Genomic DNA, 19,073 nt, shown 5'->3' on the forward strand with positions numbered 1-19,073 from the left:
CAGGACGCCCCGCCGGGAGACGATGAGCCATGGACATCTCGGTCTGGCTCCTCATCGGCGTGTGCGCACTCCTGCTCATGGCGGGTGCCGCGGCCGTTCTGCTGGTGCGCGTGATCCGGGCCAGGCGGCTCCTGGTCGACGCGGGTATCCCCCTGCACAACAAGGCGCTCGTATGGGCCTCGGTGATCTACACCGTGTCGCCCGTCGACCTCCTGCCCGATCCTGTCTACCTCGACGACATCGGCTTCCTGCTGCTCGCCCTGCGCTCGCTGCACTCCGCGGCGCACGCGGTGGGCGCGGGCCGGGGCCGGCCCGCCGTGACACACGCGGAATCAGGCGGCAACCTTTCGGCGTCCGGGAGCAACTGAGGGGGCGTAAGCCGTCCCCTGCCGAAGGTGCCTCTCGTGGAGCCTCTGCTTCCCCACCCCGATTCCCGCCCCCGCCGCAGACGTCGTATCACCCGAACCCGCGCGCTGACCGGCGCTCTCGTGGCCGGGCTGCTCGCCGCCGGCGGGCTCGTCGCACTCGGCCCGTCCTCGCAGGCCGCCACCGCCCGGCAGGCCGAGGCGCTGGACCGCGGTGTCGTGAGCGTGCACACCGACGGCGGGAACCTCGTCAGCTGGCGCTGGCTCGGCACCGACCCCGACGACGTGTCGTTCAACGTCTACCGGGCGGGCATCAAGGTCAACGACGCGCCGGTCACAAACTCGACGAACTACTTCCACCCCGACGCGCCGGACTCCGCCGACTACACGGTCCGCGCGGTCGTCGACGGCGTGGAGCAGAGCGACTCCGTGCACGCGATCCAGTTCCGCGCCGGATACAAGGACGTGCCCATCAGCCCGCCCGCGGGCGGGACGACACCCGACGGGGTCGCCTACACCTACGAGGCCAACGACGCGTCCGTCGGCGATCTGGACGGCGACGGCGCCCTGGACTTCGTACTGAAGTGGCAGCCCACCAACGCCAAGGACAACTCCCAGTCCGGCTACACCGGCAACACGATCATCGACGGGATCCGCCTCGACGGCACCCGGCTCTGGCGGATCGACCTCGGGCGCAACATCCGCTCCGGCGCGCACTACACCCAGTTCCAGGTGTACGACTACGACGGTGACGGCGAGGCCGAGGTGGCGATGAAGACCGCCGACGGCAGCGTCGACGGCACAGGACAGGTGATCGGCAGCTCATCCGCCGACTACCGCAACTCCTCCGGATACGTCCTGTCAGGACCCGAGTTCCTGACCATGTTCAACGGGAACACCGGCGCGGCGATGGGCACCGTCGACTACGTCCCCGCGCGCGGCACGGTGTCCTCGTGGGGTGACTCCTACGGCAACCGCGTCGACCGCTTCCTCGCCGGCACGGCCTATCTGGACGGCGCCCGGCCGTCCCTGATCATGGCGCGCGGCTACTACACCCGCAGTGTCGTCGCGGCCTGGGACTGGCGGGACGGGGCATTCACCAGGCGCTGGACCTTCGACACCGACAGCTCGACCAACTCCGGCAAGGGATACGACGGTCAGGGCAACCACCAGCTGTCCGTCGCCGACGCGGACGGTGACGGCAAGGACGAGATCATCTACGGCGCGATGGCCGTGGACGACGACGGCAGCGGACTGTGGACGACGAAGAACGGCCACGGCGACGCCATGCACGTAGGAGACCTCGATCCGTCGAGGCCCGGCCTGGAGGAGTTCAAGGTCGACGAGGACAGCTCGAAGCCGTCCTCCTGGATGGCGGACGCCGCCACCGGCCAGATCCTCTGGTCCACGCCGGCGAACGGTGACAACGGACGCGGCGTGTCCGACGACATCTGGTCGGGCAGCGCGGGCGCCGAGTCCTGGTCGTCCGCCGTCTCCGGTCTGCTGGGCCCGAACGGCGACACCGTCAGCAGCCGCAAGCCGTCCAGTGCCAACTTCCTGTCCTGGTGGGACGGCGACACGACCCGTGAACTCCTCGACGGCACCCACATCGACAAGTACGGCACGTCGTCCGACACCCGCCTGCTGACCGGGGCCTCGGTCCACTCCAACAACGGCACCAAGGCCACGCCCGCGCTCTCCGGCGACCTCTTCGGCGACTGGCGCGAGGAAGTCGTCTGGCCGACCACCGACAACAAGGCGCTGCGGATCTACTCCACGCCGTACGAGACCGACACCAGGATCACCACACTGCTCCACGACACCATGTACCGGACGGCGCTGGCCTGGCAGAACACCGCCTACAACCAGCCGCCGCATCCCAGCTTCGCCATCGGCGACGGGATGGCGGCCGCGCCCAGGCCCGGCATCACGACGCCGTAGCGCACCGAAGGGCTGCCGCACCCGCAGGGGCGCGGCAGCCCTGACCGCCTACTCGCCCGTCACGGGATCACGCCCGGTGAGGCAGTAGACCCCGCCCGCCGGGTCCCGCATCACCGTCCAGCCGTCGCCGTCGCGCACGAACCGCGCACCGTGCCGCTCGTGTTGCACCCGGCCGGCCGCGAGATCCGAGCAGGCCAGATCCAGATGGCCCGAGGCGGGGCGGGGCTCCGTCAGCCGCTGGAGGAGCAGATGGACGGGCAGATCGACGGTCGGCTCCGCGGACGGGCGGAGCACATGGAATTCGGGGTGGACGCCAGGCCGGGAGTCCCAGCCGGTCAGCGCGGTCCAGAATTCGACCTCCGCCTCGAACGCGGCCGGTGACACGTCGAGGCAGAGCTGGTCGAGGCGGCTCCTGGTCCCGTCGGTGTCGGTGAGGACGGACGGCCGCCTCCGATGGCCCCGCCAGGGCACGACGCAGAAGGGCTGACCACCGGGGGAGCGCAGCACGGCGAGTTCAGGGTGCCGGGCCTCCTCCTCGGCTCCCAGCAGACGGGCCCGTGCGGTGAAGGCGCCCACGTCATCGACCGCGAGATCGGGATGGGCTCCGCCCGTTCCGCCTGCTCCGCCCACCGCCTGGGTCACCAGGCAGGCATCGGCCCCGTCCGGGATCAGGGTGGTGAATTCGCCGCGCTCGCCCCACGGGGCGGAGGCGTGGGTTCCGGTGACCGTGCCCCAGAAGGCGGCTGCGCGGCCGGCGGCCGGCGCGGGGCGGTCGATGAAGGCGTAGGTCCAGCGGATCATGGTGCTCCTCTCTGCCGGCCGGTCGCGTCGGCAGGCGGTCACCATCATCCCCATGGCTCGGTCCCGGAACCCCGTTCACCGGTCGTTCACCGGTCGGATCCGTCCGTGGCATTCCCAGGCACGCCGTGGGGATCTACGCTCGGGCCGAATCGATCAACGCTGCCGCGCCGTGCTCCGAACGGTGTTGACAACGTTGTCCAACTCTGTCGGAGGTTTCCGAGAACATGCCCTCCAGACTGTCCCCGGCCCGGCGCCTCGCCGCACGGGCCGCCGCGATCGTCATCACCGGCGCGCTCGCCGGCGCCGTCATGCCGCCGGCTGCCCAGGCCGAGGCGCTCGTCACCCGGCCCACCGCCTATGTGGACCCGATGATCGGCACGTCGAACGGCGGCAACACCTACCCCGGCGCGGTCCGTCCGTACGGGATGATGGCCTGGTCGCCGACCAGTACCAAGGGCGACCAGACGAGCACCGGGGCGGCCAACGGTTACGAGCACGGGGTGACCCGGATGCGCGGACTGAGTCTCACCCATGTCAACGGAGCCGGGTGCGACCCCGGCGCCGCGGGTGATGTCCCGATCATGCCGATCGTCGGCGACATCACCTCGTCGCCGTCCGCCGACACGAAGGACGCCGTCTACGCGTCGGACTTCTCGCACGACGACGAGCGCGCCGTGGCCGGCCGTTACACCGTCGGCCTTGAGTCCGGCGCCACCGCGGACCTGGCCGTGAGCGAGCGCGCGGGTGTCGCGGACTTCAGCTTCCCGGCGGACAAGCCCGCCAATCTGCTCTTCCGGGTGTCCAACTCCCTGAACGGCAGCGAGGACGCCGAGATCAAGATCGACACCGCGCACCGCAAGGTGACCGGGTCGGTGCTCACCGGCGCCTTCTGCGGTCGCCGCGCCAACGGCGGCACCAACAACCGCAAGAGCTATTACCGGCTCTACTTCAGCGCTTCCTTCGACCGCGCCTTCTCCTCCACGGGCACCTGGCGGGACGACACCCTCGCGCCGGGCGCGACCAGCGGAAGCGGCGGCGAGGGATACGCCACGGGGGCGGACCGGGCAGGCCGGGGTTCCGGTGGCTGGGTCGGCTTCGACACCTCGGCCGACGACGACGTCCGTATGCGGATCGGGATCTCCTACGTCAGCCAGAAAGGCGCCGAGGCCAACCTCCGCGAGGAGATCTCCCCGCGAGACAGCGTCGACGACATCGCCCGGGCCGGATCCGCGGCCTGGGACCGTGAGCTGGCCTCCGCGCGCGTCGGCGGCGGCAGCGAGGCGCAGCGCACCTCGTTCTACACCGCGCTGTACCACTCACTGATGCAGCCGAACCTGATCAGCGACACCGACGGCCGCTACCCCGGCATGGACGGGAAGCCGCACCGCGTGACGCGCGGTCAGAAGGCCCAGTACAGCAACTTCTCCGGCTGGGACCAGTACCGCGCCCAGATCCAGCTGCTCGCCCTCCTCAAACCGAAGATCGCGGGCGACTTCGCCCAGTCGCTCTACAACTTCTCCGAGCAGAACGACGGCGTCTGGGACCGCTGGGTGCACGTCAACGGCGCCACCCATGTGATGACGGGCGACCCGACGGCCGCCACCCTCGCCACGTTCTACGCGATGGGCGTACGCAACTTCGACTACGAGGGCGCCTTCGAGTCCCTGGCCCGCCAGGCCACGGTGCCCCACGAGGACGGCCTCTCCGACGCGGGATGCCCCGGCCAGTGCACCGGCCAGCGGCCCAACCTCGCCCAGTACCTGGACTCCCACTACGCCGCTCAGGATGTCTGCCACTGCTGGGGCGGTGCCGCCGAGACTCTGGAGGACGCGGTCGCCGACGCCGCACTCGGCCGATGGGCCCGGCTGCTCGGGCGTGACGAGGAGGCCAAGGCCTTCGAGGAGCGCGGCCAGTGGTGGCGCAACGTCTACAACCCCGAGGCCACGGACGGGGCCGGCACCACCGGCTACATCCAGGCACGCAACCTCGACGGCTCCTGGGTGACCCCCTTCAGCCCCGGCAGCGACACGGGCTTCGCGCAGGGGACGAGCGCCACGTACACCTGGATGGTCCCGCAGGACGTGCAGGGCCTGGCCGAGGCCATGGGCGGCAGGGACGTGGCGGCGGAGCGGCTGGACGGCTTCTTCCACAAGGAGGACGGCTCATGGTCCGTCAAGGGCGGCGACTCGCTGCGCTACGATCCGACCAACGAGCCGGGCATCCACGCCCCTTGGCTCTACAACGCCCTGGGGCAGCCGTGGAAGACCCAGGAGACCGTGCGTGAGATCGTGAACACGGTCTACGGGACCGGCCCCAGCGGGCTGCCCGGCAACGACGACCTCGGCACGATGTCGGCCTGGTACGTCTTCTCGGCGCTCGGCCTCTATCCGCAGACGCCGGGCAGCGCCACCATGCTGCTCGGTGCGCCGCTGTTCCCGACCGCGGTGCTCGACCGGCCGCAGGGCGGGGACATCCGGATCAGCGCTCCGCAGGCGGATGCGACACATCCGTACATCGACGCGGTGAAGGTCGACGGGCGACAGAGTGACAGGTCGTGGACCGACGCCCGACTGGTCACCCGTGGAGGGTCGCTGGCCTACCGGCTCGCCGACCGGCCGAACACATCGTGGGCCACGGGGCCTGCGGGTCTTCCGCAGTAGCACACAGACCGGCCTTGTTCCGGAGCCCGGTGGGCGGCGCGACGCCGTTCGCCGGGCCCCGTGCGTCCGGAGCCGGCCGCGGGAGGGGTCTCGTTTTTCTATCGTTGAAAATTCTGTGTGCACGACCGTTGTCAGGTGTTTGAGGCTGTGGCTCAATGTTCGACTATGTGCAGTGCTTCGTGGTCCGGAGTACTTCGGCTTCTTCGACGAGGACGACGCCTTGAAACGACAACTAGCCCGCCCCCGCATCCTTTTGAGAACGCTCGCCTGTACGGCGGCGCTGCTGCTGCCCGTCGGGGCCACCATGGTCCCGGCCGCGGCCTCCGCTCCCGCCGAAGGCGCCGCCTCCGCTTCGGCGTCCGTGAAGGAGGACCCGTCCACCGAGGTGCACGGCCTCAAGGGCGAGTACTTCGCCATGTCCGAGCCCGGCGCCCGTGACTTCGCCGAACTCGGTGCGACCGCCCTCGACCCGGACATCAACTTCCCCGACCTGACCGGTGCGTTCGAGTCGGCCACCGGACGGACGGAGAACACCACCGCCCGCTGGACGGGACAGATCGAGGCCCCGGAGGACGGCGACTACACCTTCGCCGCCATCGGGGACAACGGCTTCCGCCTCTTCATCGACGACAAGGCGGTCATCGACCACTGGGAGCCGGACTGGGACAACGAGCAGACCAGCGCACCGGTCGCCCTGAAGGCCGGTGAACAGCACACGTTCCGGCTGGAGTTGTTCCAGGACGTCGGCGGGGCGAACATGTTCCTGCGCTGGTCGTCCGCGAAGCTCGACCGGCAGCTCGTGCCTGAGTCCGCCTTCACCCCGCCCGCCGACTTCGAGATCTACCCGGTCGGACTGAGCGTCGCCGAGGACGGCCTGAAGCTGCGTGCGGCCTTCGACCACGAGGTCAGCGGCATCGAGGACATCAAGGACCACCTCGCCATCGAGGCGGACACCACGCCGATGCCCGTGAAGTCGGCGGCCGTGGTGCCCGGCGACCCCAAGGTGCTGGACATCACCCTGGACGCGCCCGTCCAGAAGGACCAGCAGGTCAAGTTCGTGTACGACGGTGAGGGTGGCCTGAAGGCCGGCGACGAGACCGTCCCCGAGATCAGCCGCAGGGCGCAGAACCTCTCCACGCACCGGCTGACCACCCCCTGGGGCGACAAGGCCGACCCCAAGAACCCGCTGCCCGAGTACCCCCGCCCGCAGCAGGTGCGCGACGACTGGAAGAACCTCAACGGCCAGTGGGAGTTCGCGGGAGCGACCGCCGGTGAGAAGCCGGTCTTCGGCAAGAAGCTCGACGAGCACATCACGGTGCCCTACCCCGTCGAGTCGCAGCTGTCCGGGCTGGAGCGCCACGAAGACCACATGTTCTACCGCAAGCTCGTGACCGTGCCCAGGAGCTGGTCGGTCGGCAAGCGGAACAACGAAGACCGGCTGAAGCTCAACTTCGGCGCCGTCGACTACCAGGCGCGGGTCTGGGTCAACGGCAGGCAGGTCGCCGAGCACACCGGCGGCTACACCGCCTTCAGTGCCGACATCACCGACGCGGTCAAGGGCAGCGGCCCCCAGGAGATCGTGGTCGGCGTCACCGACACCACGGGAGCCGACCAGCCCACCGGCAAGCAGTCCGCCAACCCGAGCGGCATCTTCTACACCGCTTCCTCCGGCATCTGGCAGACCGTCTGGATGGAGCCCGTCGCTCCCGCCGCCGTCGACTCCCTGACGACCACGCCGGACATCGACAAGGGCAGGCTCGCCCTGACGGTCAACTCCGAGGACGCCTCGAAGTCCGCCCGTGTCACCGCGGTCGCCCGTGACAAGAAGGGCAAGGTCGTCGGCAGGGTCACCGGCGCGGCCAACCGCGAGCTGAGTGTCCCGGTCTCCAAGCAGCACCTGTGGACCCCGGACGACCCCTACCTGTACGACCTGGAGGTCACCCTCAAGGACGGCCGCTCCAAGGACAGCGTGGACAGCTACTTCGGTATGCGTTCCCTGGAGGTCGCCGAGGTCGGCGGCTACCAGAAGCTGGTGCTCAACGGAAAGCCGTTCTTCTCCCTCGCCCAGCTCGACCAGGGCTTCTACCCCGACGGTCTGAACACGGCGCCCAGCGACGACGCCCTGATCTTCGACCTGAAGGCGCAGAAGGACCTCGGCTTCAACTCGGTCCGCAAGCACATCAAGGTCGAGCCCGCGCGCTGGTACTACCACGCCGACCAGCTGGGTCTGCTGGTGTGGCAGGACTTCGTCTCCGGCAACCTCACCGGCGAGAAGGGCCACAAGGCCTTCCTCGACCAGGGGGCCGAGATGATGGAGCAGCTGCACAACTACCCCTCGATCGGCGCCTGGATCGTCTTCAACGAGGGCTGGGGCGAGTGGGACCGCACCGAGACCGGGAAGATCGCGGAGCAGGTCAAGGCCGCGGACCCGTCCCGGGTCGTCAACGCCCACAGCGGTGTCAACTGCTGCGACTCCAAGGGTGACTCGGGCAAGGGCGAGATCATCGACCACCACGACTACAACAACACCGACCCGGCGTCCCCGGACGAGACCCGGGCCGCGATGGACGGTGAGCACGGCGGCTTCACCCTGCGGACACCCGGGAACATGTGGCCCGGTGCGCCGGCCGCCATCTACAGCGGTGTCGCCGACAAGGACGCCCTGACCGCCAAGTACGTCGAGAACACCCGTACGTACTACCTGGACGCGGCCCGTGAGGAGCTCTCCGGCTCCATCTACACCCAGGTGACCGACCTGGAGAACGAGCTCAACGGCCTCTGGACGTACGACCGTCGGGAGATCAAGGTCGACCCCGCCAAGGTGCGGGCGATCAACGAGGAGGTCATCGCCGCCGGCGCAGCCGCGGGCCAGTAGCAGGCGGAACCCCGCAGGACCGCTCCCGGCAGTGCGCGCACGCGCCGCACTGCCGGGAGCACCGGCGTCATCGGCCACGGCGACAGGCGGTCGTACGGTAGAACCGGAGCATGCGTCCCCGGCCGGGAGAGGTGCTGCACTTCTCCGAAGACCCCACGATCCCCCTGTTCCTTCCCCATGTCGCCGCCACCGCCAGACAGGCCCAGGCGTACGTCTGGGCCGTCGACGGCACCCAGGCCCCGGCCTACTGGTTCCCACGCCAGTGCCCGCGCGCCATGGCGTGGGACCTGCCGGGCACCACGCCGGCCGACCGTGAGGGCATCCTCGGCCCCGGTGGCGGCCGACGGGTGCACGCCATCGAACACGGCTGGCTGAGAAGGCTCCTGAGCGTGGAGCTGTTCGCCTACCGCTTCGCCGCCGCCGCCTTCCGCCCCTTCGGCGAACCGGTCCCGAACGCCTTCGTGTCGACGGAGCCCGTCGAACCACTCGGTCCCGCGGAGCCCGTCGGCGATCTCGTCCAGCTGCACCAGGACGCGGGGATCCAGCTGCGCGTCCTCGACAACCTCTGGGGCTTCTGGGAGGCGGTGGTGCCCAGCACACTGGGATTCAGCGGCATCCGGCTGGGGAACGCGACCCCCAGGCCCGGAGAGCGCTGACCCGGCTCACGCCCGCCGTCACATCGGGGGGAGCGGGGCCCCGGTGCTCTCACGGGCCATGAGGCGGTGCGGGACCACGATGCGGCGGGCAGGCAGTGTGTCGAGACGGCCGAGGACGCGCTCGGTCAGGCACTGCACCGCGCGTTCGGCGATCTGCTCACGGTCCGGGGCGATCGTGCTGAGCGACGGGGTGGCGAACCGGCCGTCCTCGATGTCGTCGAACCCGATCAGGGCCACGTCCTCCGGTACCCGGACACCCTGCTCGGCGGCCACGCGCAGGGCGCCGAGGGCCAGTTCGTCGCTGAAGCAGAAGACGGCGTCGACGAAGCCCGGCACCCTCAGCAGTTCACGCATGGCGCGTGCTCCCTCGGTCCGGTGCAGATCGGCCACCTCCACCTCGGCCACCGGATCCAGGCCGGCTTCCCGCAGCCCCTGCCGGAAACCGTCGGCGCGCAGTTCCGCCGTACCGTGGCCAAGACCCGGCTGGAGGCCGACAGCGGCGACGCGCCGACGGCCCCGCGAGACCAGATGACGCGTGGCGTCGCGCGCCGCCCCCACATTGTCCAGGGCCACATGGTCGATGGAGCCGTCCGGCTCCAGCTCACCCAGGACGACGAGGGGCAGACCGCCCGCGAGCGTGGCCAGCTCGGACGGAGACGTCGACCACGGACTGACGATCATCCCGTCGACCTGATGCCCCTCCGAGCCGTCCAGCAGACGCCGCTCCAGATCCGCGCGCCCACCGGTCCGCTCCAGGAGCACCGTCCACCCGCGTTCCTGCGCCGCGTCGATGAGCAGACCCGTCAGCGCACCGAAGTAGGGGGAGTGGATCTCGGGCACGACCACCCCGATGAGGCCGGTGCGGCCCTGCCGGAGGTTACGGGCGGCGAGGTTGGGGCGGTAGCCCAGTTCCTCGACGGCCGCCATGACCCGGGCACGCGTCGCCGGGGCGACGGCCGCGGTGTTGCTCACGACATTGGAGACGGTCCTGACGGACACGCCGGCGAGCAGGGCGACGTCCTTGAGTCTCGCTGCCACGGTCGGTGAGCTCCTGTACCTCGGTGAGCGCGGGGCGGGCCGGCATGCCGTGCCCTTGCGCTGTGCACCGTAACAGCCCTGTCGAAGCAGGGTGTGCACACGCTCTTGCCACGATGATTGCAACGTTGCAACATGAAGGCACCGACGTCGCATCCCGCCGTATCCAGCCGATGAAGGGACCATCACCATGCCCCGAGTCACCACCCCCGCAGCAGACCTCGACGCGGCCGTCGAGGACCTGTACACCGCCGGAATCACCGCACACCGGGGCGCCTTCACCCCGCGGTGGGCCGACACGATGCGCGAGGACATCGACGAGGCCTTCACGGAGGCACGCGGCAGGGAGGGCGGAGCGGTCGGCCGGGGGCCGCACCGCTACTACGTCGAGATACACCCCGAGCGGCTCAGGGGATTCGTGGACCTCGTCGACCACCCCTGGGTGCGTGGGGTGTCCGAGGCCGTCCTGGGGCCCGACTACCGGATCGTCGAGCTGGGCTTCGACGTCCCGCTGGCCGGAGCGGTGAACCAGCCCTGGCACCGGGACTTCCCGATGCCCGACGCCACCCGGCACCGGCGACGGCTGACGTCGCTCGCCTTCAACCTCACCGCGGTCGACACCCGTGACGACATGGGCCCGTTCGAGATCGCGCCGGGCACCCAGTGGGACGACGACCCCGGCTTCGGACACGGGATGTTTCCGCCCCGCGACACCTACCCGCGCTACGCCGCACTCGCCGAGCGCAAGTACCCGAGGCGCGGGGACATCTCTGCCCGGTCCGCCCTGACGGTCCACCGGGGCACGGCCAACCACTCGTCGGACGCGCGGCCGGTCCTGGTCCTGGGTGTCGACGCTCCCGGCGCCGGTAACGACGCGCAGCACGACATGGCGGTGACCCGGGGGTACTGGGCCTCACTGCCCGGACGGGTACGCGCGCATCTGCACTGCCCGGTGGTGGAGGAGCTGACCCCCATCGTCCAGAAGCACACCATCGAAGGCCTGGTCATGGGAGACGCCTGAGCCACCGCCGGGTCCGGCCGGGCCTCGACGGGACCCGGCACGGGCGTGAGCGGAGCGGTGGACCGTCCCTCAGAGCAGCTGCCAGAGGTGGTCCGCGGTGCCGTCGTCGGCGTACTGCACGATGTGGGCGCTGTCGGCGGTGGACATGCCGTCCACGGCCAGCACCTTGTCCGAGTTGCGGTTGCGGACGCGGTACCAGCCCTCGCCGTCCGGCACGAGCTGCCAGAGGTGGTCCGCGGTGTCGTTGTCGTCGAACTGGACGACGTGCGCGCTGTCCTCGGTGGACATCAGGTCCACGCCGAGCACCCTGCCGGAGTGCTGGTTGCGGATGCGGTACCAGCCGTCGCCGTTGGCCACGAGCCGCCACAGGTGGTCGGCGGTCCCGGTGTCGGCGAACTGCACCACATGGGCGCTGTTCTCGCTCGACATGCCGTCCACGCCCAGCACCTTGCCGGAGTTGCGGTTGCCGATCCGGTACCAGCGGTCCGCGAGCCAGGGCGCCGCGTCCGGGCTCGCCGTCGGAAAGGAGGTGATGCGCAGCCGCGCCGCGCCCATGGGGACGAGCGTGACCTCCTCGACCGGCTCGGTGCTGCGCGCGGGGCTCGTTCGTAGGGGCGCCACCACGTGCTCGTCGTCGGCGCTCCACTCGGGGATGCGGCGGGCGCGGGCGGTCATGACCAGCGGGGTGCCGTCCAGGGTGAAGGGGTTGTCGTCGGCGGCACGGCGGCGCCGGAGGACGGCCGGCCGGGCGCCGTCCAGGACGAGGCCGTAGTTCCACGGGGTGGTGGCGTGGACCGCGTACTGCGGGAACTGCTGGGTGCCGCCGATGCGTTCGTACGACTCACCGATGCGCAGTGAGTACGTGAGCGGCCCGTGGTCGACGCTGACGGAGCCGTGGTTGTCCGCCCAGGTGCGCACGGTGGTGCGCTGCGGGAGGCGCAGGGTGACCCGGTCGCCGTCGGACCAGGTGCGCTCGATCCGGGTGAAGGCGGGTCCCGCGGGGGCGGCCACCCGCTCGCCGTTGACCTCGATCTCCGGCGCGGCGCACCAGGCGGGCACCCGCAGGACCAGCGGGAAGCTCAGCGCCTTCGGGGACGTGAGGGAGAGGGTGACCGTGTCCGTGAACGGGTAGCCGGTCTCCTCGGTGAAGGTGACCTCCGTGCCGTCCGCGACCTTCGCGGTGACCTCGCAGGCCGCGTACATCGCCGCGGCGAGCCCGCCGTCCGGGGTGGCGAGCCAGAGCTCCCCGGTGAGGTAGGGCCAGCCCATGCCGTAGTTGTGCGGGCAGCAGCGGTACTGGTCGACGCCCGGCAGATACGCCTGCATGGCGAAGCCGTTCTGGAACTGCCGGTCCTGCTTGGGCACGTCGTCCAGGTCGACGCCGTTGGCGCTGGTGATGTAGTGGACGGCCTTCCCCGACGGGTCGAGGGATGCGGGCAGCGAGTTGAAGGCCAGCTCCTCGCAGCGGTCGGCCCAGAGCGGGTCGCCCGTGATCCGGGTGAGCAGCTGGTGGCTCGCCATGAACTCGACGATTCCGCAGGTCTCGAAGCCCTGCCGGGGGTCGCCATGGCCCGGCCTGGCGTTCTCGTCGCCGGCGAAGCCGCCGCCGGGGAACTGCCCGTAGGTGTCCATGGCCTTGGCGTACGTGCCGTAGGTGTTCGTGGTGTCCTGCGGTGAGCCGCTGCGCAGGGCGTACTGGGCGGGCTCGCGGAAGCCCTGCGCGATGTTGACGTTGTGCGGGTCGACGAGGTTGTCGCCCCAGTCGGCGCCGTAGCGGTGGATCTTGTCGGCGAGATCGAGCAGGAAGGTGTCGCCGGTGCGGTTGAACAGCCAGTACACGCTGTCCAGCCCGTCGCCCCAGCGCAGGGCGATCCAGCTGGTGTCGAACGCCCCGGGGCCCTGCGCGTTCATGAACCGGAAGAACCTGCTGAGGAACGGGATGATCCGGTTGTCGTCGCTGTACTCCTGCCAGGAGCGCAGCGCCTGGATCAGGGGGAGGTAGGGCCAGAAGTCGGGGCCGTCGTTCAGCGCGGTGCGCAAGGCCTTCGGCCCGAAGAAGCCGTCGGACTGCTGGGTCGTGAGGATCGCGTCGATCCACCGGCGCGCGGTGGCCAGCGCCGTCGCGTCACCGGTGACGATCGCCAGCTCCGTGTATCCGCGCAGCCAGTAGGGGACTTCCTCCCAGCCGTCCAGGTCGGGGCGGACCCAGCCGGTGGCCTCGAAGTCGAGGAAGTGCGAGAGCTCCTCGTAGCGGCCGCAGAGGCCGTCCAGCTGGAGCCGCAGCTGGCCCGCGAGCCAGCCCTTGGGGGCGATCCGCCCGGGCGGCAGCCGCAGGAACGCCGTCGGGTGCAACGGATCGGCGTTCGGGGAGTAGTGGCCGCCGTGCGCGGCCGCCATCACGCCCTCGGCGGCGGTCGCGGTGGTGGCCCAGCGGCCGGCCGAGGTGACCGCCGCGGCGGTCACCAGGGCGCCCGTCATGAGTTGTCTGCGGTTCAGGGGCATCGTGTGGGGACTCCGCTTCTGCACGACAACTCATGTGCAACGTTGGAAAATTTGATGTCGGCGGTATGACAGCACGCGCTCAAGCCGGTGTCCAGGGGGTGTGCGGCACCTGGTGCGCCTTCGCCCGGCGGGCGTCGCGCGTGGGACCGCGCCCCGGGGCGACACATTTTGGAAACGCATCGACAACTCCCTTGCCGCCTGCGCCACCCCGCCTATATAACGTTGTAAACCGAGCCGCCGAGAGGCCGTACAAGCCCTCACGACCGCAGTTTCCGCAGCTCGCAGCGGGGGCCGTGAGGGATGAAGCATCAGTGCCGCTGAACGGCTGATGCACTGTCCCGCCATGCCCGACCGCACGCCGAACGGTGTGCCGTCACCTCGCCAAGGAGCGTCCCGCGCATGATGACCCAGCGTCGATCCCGTACCCTCGCCGCGGCCTGCCTGCTGGCCGCCACCGCCACGCTGGCCGCTTCCGGCTGCTCCAAGTCGGAGAGCTCGGACAGCGCGAGCGGTGACAGCAGCCAGGGGGCGCAGGAGGCCAAGTCCCCCGAGGCCGCCTCGGGCCCAGGCTGTTCGCTGCAGAGCTACGGCGCGCCCAAGCTCGACCTCAAGGACGCCGTGGTCGGCTTCTCCCAGTCGGAGAAGGAGGCCAACCCGTTCCGTATCGCCGAGACCCAGTCGATCAAGGACGAGGCCAAGAAGGTCGGCGTCAAGAAGCTGCTCACCACCAACGCGCAGTCGCAGCTGTCCAAGCAGATCAGCGACATCCAGGACATGCTGTCGCAGGGCGCCCAGTTCCTCATCGTCGCCCCGCTGAACTCCGACGGCCTGGAGCCGGCGCTCAAGGCCGCGGCGGCGAAGAAGGTGCCCGTCCTCACCATCGACCGTGAGCTCAACTCCACCGCCTGCAAGGACTACGTGTCCTTCCTCGGCTCCGACTTCGTCGAGCAGGGCAAGCGGGCGGCGGACGCGATGATCAAGGCGACCGACGGCAAGGGCAAGGTGGCGATCCTCCTCGGCACGTCGGGCAACAACACGACCACCGACCGCACCAAGGGCTTCGTCGACCAGATCAAGGCCGAGGCGCCCGGTATCGAGATCGTCGCCCAGCAGACCGGCGACTTCGCCCGTGACAAGGGCCAGCAGGTCATGGAGCAGCTCATCCAGTCCAAGCCCGGCATTACCGCCGTCTACGCGGAGAACGACGAGATGGGACTCGGCGCCCTCACCGCGCTGAAGGCGGCCGGCAAGAAGCCCGGCAAGGACGTAAAGATCGTCTCGGTCGACGGCACCCGCAACGCCGTCCAGGCCGTGGTGAACGGCGAGTACAACGCCGTCATCGAGTCCAACCCCCGCTTCGGCCCGCTGGCCTTCGCGACCGCCCAGAAGTTCTACAGCGGCGAGGAGATCCCGGAGAACGTCATCATCTCCGACCGCGCCTACGACGAGACCAACGCCAAGGAATCGCTCGGCGGGGCGTTCTGATCCGCTCCTGAACACAACGGCCCCGGCCGCCGTGGCTCCCGCTCCGGGCCACGGCGGCTCCGGCCCTCACCCCTGGACAGCGGAAGGCAACATCCATGGCACCACCCGAAGCAGTACCTCAGGCACCGGAGGCTGCCGGACAGACGGCGTCGACGGTGCTCGAAGCCCGTTCGGTGAGCAAGCGGTTCCCCGGTGTCGTCGCGCTCGACGACGTCTCCTTCTCGCTGCGCGCGGGGGAGACCCACGCACTGGTCGGGGAGAACGGCGCGGGCAAGTCCACCCTCATCAAGGTGCTGACCGGTGTGTACAGGCCGGACGAGGGCGAACTGCGGATGACGGGTGAAACCGTCAGGTTCGCCCGGCCGTTCGAGGCGCAGCAGGCCGGTATCTCCACGATCTACCAGGAGGTCAACCTCGTCCCGCTGATGAGCGTGGCGCGGAACATCTTCCTGGGCCGCGAGCCGAGGAACCGCTTCGGGCTCATCGACTTCGGCCGTATGCACCGCGAGACGAGCGATCTGCTCGACGGATTCGGCGTACGCGTCGACCCGCGGCGGCCTCTGCACACCCTCGGCATCGGCACCCAGCAGATGGTCGCCCTCGCCCGTGCGGTGTCCGTCAACGCCCAGGTCGTCATCATGGACGAGCCCACCTCCTCGCTCGAACCACGCGAGGTGGAGACCCTCTTCGGCGTCATCGAACGCCTCCGCGGCCAGGGCATCGCCGTCCTCTACGTCAGCCACCGCATGGACGAGCTCTACCGGGTCTGCGACCGCGTCACCGTCCTGCGCGACGGGCGCCACATCCACACCGGCGACCTCGCCGACCTCGACCGGATGCAGCTCGTGTCGATGATGCTCGGCCGCGACCTCTCCGAGGTACGCCGCTCCGGCGTCACCAGCTTCACGGCCGAGGGCCACGAGGCCGCCCGTACCCCCGTACTCACCGCGACCGGCCTCACCAGCCGCCTCCAGCTCCACGACATATCCGTGTCGCTGTACGCGGGCGAAGTGCTCGGCCTCGGAGGCCTCCTCGGCTCCGGCCGCAGCGAGACGGCCAAGGCGCTGTCCGGCGCGCTGCCCCTGGACGCGGGTGAACTCACCGTCGACGGCACCACGCTGAAGCGCCTGACCCCCGCCGCCGCCATCCGCGCCGGCATCAGCCTGCTCCCCGAGGACCGCAAGGCCGAAGGCATCGTGCCCGGTCTCTCCGTGCGCGAGAACATCGTGCTCGCGGCCATGCCGCGCCTCTCCCGGGCCGGTGTCGTCTCACGCGCCAAGCAGGACCGGATCGTCGACATCTTCATGGAGCGCCTGCGCATCAAGGCGTCGAGCCCCGAGCAGAAGGTCGGCGAACTCTCCGGCGGCAATCAGCAGAAGGTCCTGCTGGCCCGCTGGCTCTGCCTCGAACCCAAGGTCCTGCTGCTCGACGAACCCACCCGGGGCATCGACGTCGGGGCCAAGGCCGAGGTCCAGAGCCTCATCGACGACCTCGCCGGCGAAGGCCTCGCCGTCCTTCTCATCTCCTCCGACATCGAGGAGCTCATCGAAGGCGCCGACCGGATCGTCGTCCTGCGCGGCGGAGCGGTCGCCGGTGAGCTGTCGGGCGACGACGTGGCCGAGGACCGGCTGCTCGAAGCGCTCGCCGACCACGCACCGGACCCGGCGGACAGGGCGCAGGCCGCCCAGGAGGACCCCCGATGACCCAGACCGCCGTCGCCCCGCCCGCGAGGAGCGACAAGCCCCGGAAGTCCGTGAGCCCACTGGCCCGGCTGCGTGACCCCTCCTGGTACCAGCGCTACGGCGTGTACGTCGCCGTCGCGGTGGTGCTGCTCTTCAACGCGCTGTTCACCGACCACTTCATGACCGCGGACAACTTCCGCACCCAGCTCGTCCAGGTCGCCCCCATCGTCATCGTCGCCCTGGGCATGGCCCTGGTCATCGGCACCGAGGGCGTCGACCTGTCCGTCGGCTCGACCATGGCGCTCGCCGCCGCCTTCCTCCCGCTCTACCTCGGATACGGTCTCGTCCCCGCGCTGGTCGTCTCCCTCCTGGCCGGCGCCGTCGTGGGAGCCGTCAACGGCGCCCTCGTCTCCCTCGTCGGGCTGCAGCCCATCGTGGCCACACTCGCCCTGTTCGTCGGAGGCAGAGGACTCGCCCTCGTCGTGGCCGACGGCCAGCTCAAGCAGATCGTCAACCCCGACCTGCTGTCGCTGGGCACCGGCTCGTTCCTCGGGATCCCGCTGGTCGTCCTGATCGCCGGAATCCTCGCCGTGGCCGTCGCATTCCTGGTGCAGCGCACCACGTTCGGCCGCCAGATCGTCGCCATCGGCGGCAACCGCTCCGCCGCCGCGCTCGCCGGACTCCCCGTCAAACGGGTCCTCATCGGCGTGTACGTGCTCTGCGGAGTGCTCGCGGCCCTCGCCGGCATCCTCGCCACGGCCAGGCTCACCGCGAGCGACCCGTCCTCGCTCGGCTCCCTCATGGAACTCTCCGCCATCACGGCGGTCGTGGTCGGCGGCACCCCCCTCAACGGGGGCTCCGTCCGGGTGCTCGGCACCGTGGCGGGCGCCCTGCTCATGCAGCTCCTGCGCGCCACGCTCGTCAAGCACGACCTGCCCGACTCCACCGCACAGATCGCCCAGGCGGCCATCATCATCGCCGCCGTCTACGTCGCCCGGGAGCGTCGGTCCCGATGAACGAAACCAAGCCCGTCACCGCGGCCCCCGCCGCATCGAGCACCCCGCCGGCCCGGCCTGCCGGGAGCCCCGAGCGGACCGGCCGGCAGCGCGCCGCCGAACTCCTGCAACGCCAGGGCGTACTCGCGGTCCTGCTGGTCGTCGTGATCGCCGCCTCGTTCATCTACCCGACGTTCGCCTCCCTGGACAACGCCCGCGGGGTGACCACCCAGGCCTCGTTCCTCGCCGTGGTCGCGCTGGGCATGACGATGGTCATCATCACCGGCGGCATCGACCTGTCCGTCGGCTCGGTCTTCGCACTCGGAGGAGTCCTCGCCGCCTGGGGCTCGCAGTACGGAATCCTCGTCGCGCTGCTGCTGCCCCTCGTGGTGTGCGGCGGGATCGGCCTGCTCAACGGGCTTCTGATCGCCCGCGGCAACATGGCGCCCTTCATCGTCACCCTCGCCACCCTGCTGGGTGCCCGCGGTCTGCTCCTCGCCCTCACCGACGAGGGCTCCACCACCTATCTGGTGGGCAAGGACTCCGCCTTCGGCGAGCTCGGCCAGGGCAGCGTCTGGGGCTTCGGCTACCCGCTCGTCATCGCCCTGGTGCTCTTCGGGGCCGGCGGACTCGTCCTGCAGCGCACCTCCTTCGGGCAGACCCTGTTCGCCGTGGGCGGCAGCAGCGACGCGGCCACCCTCATGGGCCTCCCCGTCGCCCGTACGAAGATCCTCGTCTACACGCTCAGCGGCCTGCTCGCCGGACTCGCGGGCGCACTCAACGCCGCCCGGCTGTCCTCCGGTGTCACCATCGTCGGCGTGGGCATGGAGCTCGACGCCATCTCCGCCGTCGTCATCGGTGGCACCCTGCTCATCGGTGGCGCGGGGTCCATCAGCGGAACCCTCTGGGGTGTCCTGCTGCTGGCCGTCATCCAGAACCTGATCAACCAGATCGGCTCGCTCAACTCCTCCTACCAGTCGGTGGTCAGCGGCGGTTTCCTTATCGTTGTGGTGGTGGCCCAGCGCTATCTCGCGCGCAGTCGCAGAAGCACCTGA

13 protein-coding genes are annotated in these 19,073 nt (G+C 70.2%); 10 read left to right on the forward strand and 3 right to left on the reverse strand.

What is annotated here, in order from left to right; genetic code table 11:
- The first annotated feature begins 29 nt into the window (after nt 1-29).
- Nucleotides 30-368 (forward strand): YkvA family protein, encoded by a 339-nt coding sequence (locus AB0C75_RS21900; protein ID WP_362893283.1) that lies wholly within the window; start codon nt 30-32, stop codon nt 366-368.
- A 36-nt stretch (nt 369-404) separates the two neighbouring features.
- Nucleotides 405-2,306 (forward strand): rhamnogalacturonan lyase, encoded by a 1,902-nt coding sequence (locus tag AB0C75_RS21905; protein WP_362893285.1) that lies wholly within the window; start codon nt 405-407, stop codon nt 2,304-2,306.
- Between the two features lie 48 nt (nt 2,307-2,354).
- Here the strand turns inward: AB0C75_RS21905 and AB0C75_RS21910 are convergent, their stop codons facing one another.
- Nucleotides 2,355-3,107 carry a VOC family protein gene (locus AB0C75_RS21910; RefSeq protein WP_362893287.1) on the reverse strand — a complete coding sequence of 251 codons (753 nt, stop codon included), beginning with the start codon at nt 3,105-3,107 and terminating at the stop codon, nt 2,355-2,357.
- A gap of 224 nt (nt 3,108-3,331) precedes the next feature.
- Between AB0C75_RS21910 and AB0C75_RS21915 the strand changes: the two genes are divergently transcribed.
- The 3 genes from AB0C75_RS21915 to AB0C75_RS21925 all read left to right on the forward strand — a co-directional run bounded on the left by AB0C75_RS21915 (nt 3,332) and on the right by AB0C75_RS21925 (nt 9,298).
- A complete protein-coding gene (locus tag AB0C75_RS21915) occupies nt 3,332-5,767 on the forward strand; it encodes a GH92 family glycosyl hydrolase (protein WP_362893288.1) in 2,436 nt (811 codons plus the stop codon).
- A gap of 172 nt (nt 5,768-5,939) precedes the next feature.
- On the forward strand, nt 5,940-8,642 hold the full coding sequence (locus tag AB0C75_RS21920; RefSeq protein ID WP_362893290.1) for a PA14 domain-containing protein: 2,703 nt from the start codon (nt 5,940-5,942) through the stop codon (nt 8,640-8,642).
- 110 nt (nt 8,643-8,752) lie between these two features.
- Nucleotides 8,753-9,298, forward strand: a complete 546-nt coding sequence (locus AB0C75_RS21925) for a DUF6886 family protein (RefSeq protein WP_362893292.1) — start codon at nt 8,753-8,755, stop codon at nt 9,296-9,298.
- A gap of 18 nt (nt 9,299-9,316) precedes the next feature.
- Here AB0C75_RS21925 and AB0C75_RS21930 read toward each other — a convergent pair whose 3' ends face one another.
- Complete coding sequence (locus AB0C75_RS21930; RefSeq protein WP_362893294.1) at nt 9,317-10,336, reverse strand: LacI family DNA-binding transcriptional regulator; 1,020 nt, start codon at nt 10,334-10,336, stop codon at nt 9,317-9,319.
- A gap of 187 nt (nt 10,337-10,523) precedes the next feature.
- Here AB0C75_RS21930 and AB0C75_RS21935 point away from each other — a divergent pair, with 187 nt between their 5' ends.
- Nucleotides 10,524-11,354: a phytanoyl-CoA dioxygenase family protein gene (locus AB0C75_RS21935; RefSeq protein ID WP_362893296.1), complete on the forward strand. Its 831-nt coding sequence runs from the start codon at nt 10,524-10,526 to the stop codon at nt 11,352-11,354.
- Between the two features lie 69 nt (nt 11,355-11,423).
- Here AB0C75_RS21935 and AB0C75_RS21940 read toward each other — a convergent pair whose 3' ends face one another.
- Nucleotides 11,424-13,856, reverse strand: coding sequence for an RICIN domain-containing protein (locus AB0C75_RS21940; protein WP_362893298.1), 2,433 nt, complete (start codon nt 13,854-13,856; stop codon nt 11,424-11,426).
- A 399-nt stretch (nt 13,857-14,255) separates the two neighbouring features.
- Here AB0C75_RS21940 and AB0C75_RS21945 point away from each other — a divergent pair, with 399 nt between their 5' ends.
- From AB0C75_RS21945 to AB0C75_RS21960, 4 genes are all read left to right on the forward strand, one after another.
- Nucleotides 14,256-15,341: an ABC transporter substrate-binding protein gene (locus AB0C75_RS21945; RefSeq protein ID WP_362893300.1), complete on the forward strand. Its 1,086-nt coding sequence runs from the start codon at nt 14,256-14,258 to the stop codon at nt 15,339-15,341.
- 95 nt (nt 15,342-15,436) lie between these two features.
- Entirely contained in the window at nt 15,437-17,044 is a 1,608-nt protein-coding gene (locus AB0C75_RS21950; protein ID WP_362893302.1) for a sugar ABC transporter ATP-binding protein, read from the forward strand.
- Nucleotides 17,041-18,039 carry an ABC transporter permease gene (locus AB0C75_RS21955; RefSeq protein ID WP_362893304.1) on the forward strand — a complete coding sequence of 333 codons (999 nt, stop codon included), beginning with the start codon at nt 17,041-17,043 and terminating at the stop codon, nt 18,037-18,039. Before AB0C75_RS21950 ends, AB0C75_RS21955 begins: the two co-directional genes overlap by 4 nt.
- A complete protein-coding gene (locus AB0C75_RS21960) occupies nt 18,036-19,073 on the forward strand; it encodes an ABC transporter permease (protein WP_362893306.1) in 1,038 nt (345 codons plus the stop codon). Before AB0C75_RS21955 ends, AB0C75_RS21960 begins: the two co-directional genes overlap by 4 nt.

It is taken from the genome of Streptomyces sp. NPDC048565 (genome assembly GCF_040650935.1).
Classification (GTDB): Bacteria; Actinomycetota; Actinomycetes; order Streptomycetales; family Streptomycetaceae; genus Streptomyces.

Excerpts from the sequence above, each read along its gene's own strand:
- AB0C75_RS21910 (WP_362893287.1), bottom strand. The coding sequence starts at position 3,107 with ATGATCCGCTGGACCTACGCCTTCATCGACCGCCCCGCGCCGGCCGCC.
- AB0C75_RS21915 (WP_362893288.1), top strand. The coding sequence starts at position 3,332 with ATGCCCTCCAGACTGTCCCCGGCCCGGCGCCTCGCCGCACGGGCCGCC.
- AB0C75_RS21955 (WP_362893304.1), top strand. The coding sequence starts at position 17,041 with ATGACCCAGACCGCCGTCGCCCCGCCCGCGAGGAGCGACAAGCCCCGG.
- AB0C75_RS21940 (WP_362893298.1), bottom strand. The coding sequence starts at position 13,856 with ATGCCCCTGAACCGCAGACAACTCATGACGGGCGCCCTGGTGACCGCC.
- AB0C75_RS21960 (WP_362893306.1), top strand. The coding sequence starts at position 18,036 with ATGAACGAAACCAAGCCCGTCACCGCGGCCCCCGCCGCATCGAGCACC.
- AB0C75_RS21935 (WP_362893296.1), top strand. The coding sequence starts at position 10,524 with ATGCCCCGAGTCACCACCCCCGCAGCAGACCTCGACGCGGCCGTCGAG.
- AB0C75_RS21950 (WP_362893302.1), top strand. The coding sequence starts at position 15,437 with ATGGCACCACCCGAAGCAGTACCTCAGGCACCGGAGGCTGCCGGACAG.
- AB0C75_RS21900 (WP_362893283.1), top strand. The coding sequence starts at position 30 with ATGGACATCTCGGTCTGGCTCCTCATCGGCGTGTGCGCACTCCTGCTC.
- AB0C75_RS21925 (WP_362893292.1), top strand. The coding sequence starts at position 8,753 with ATGCGTCCCCGGCCGGGAGAGGTGCTGCACTTCTCCGAAGACCCCACG.
- AB0C75_RS21945 (WP_362893300.1), top strand. The coding sequence starts at position 14,256 with ATGATGACCCAGCGTCGATCCCGTACCCTCGCCGCGGCCTGCCTGCTG.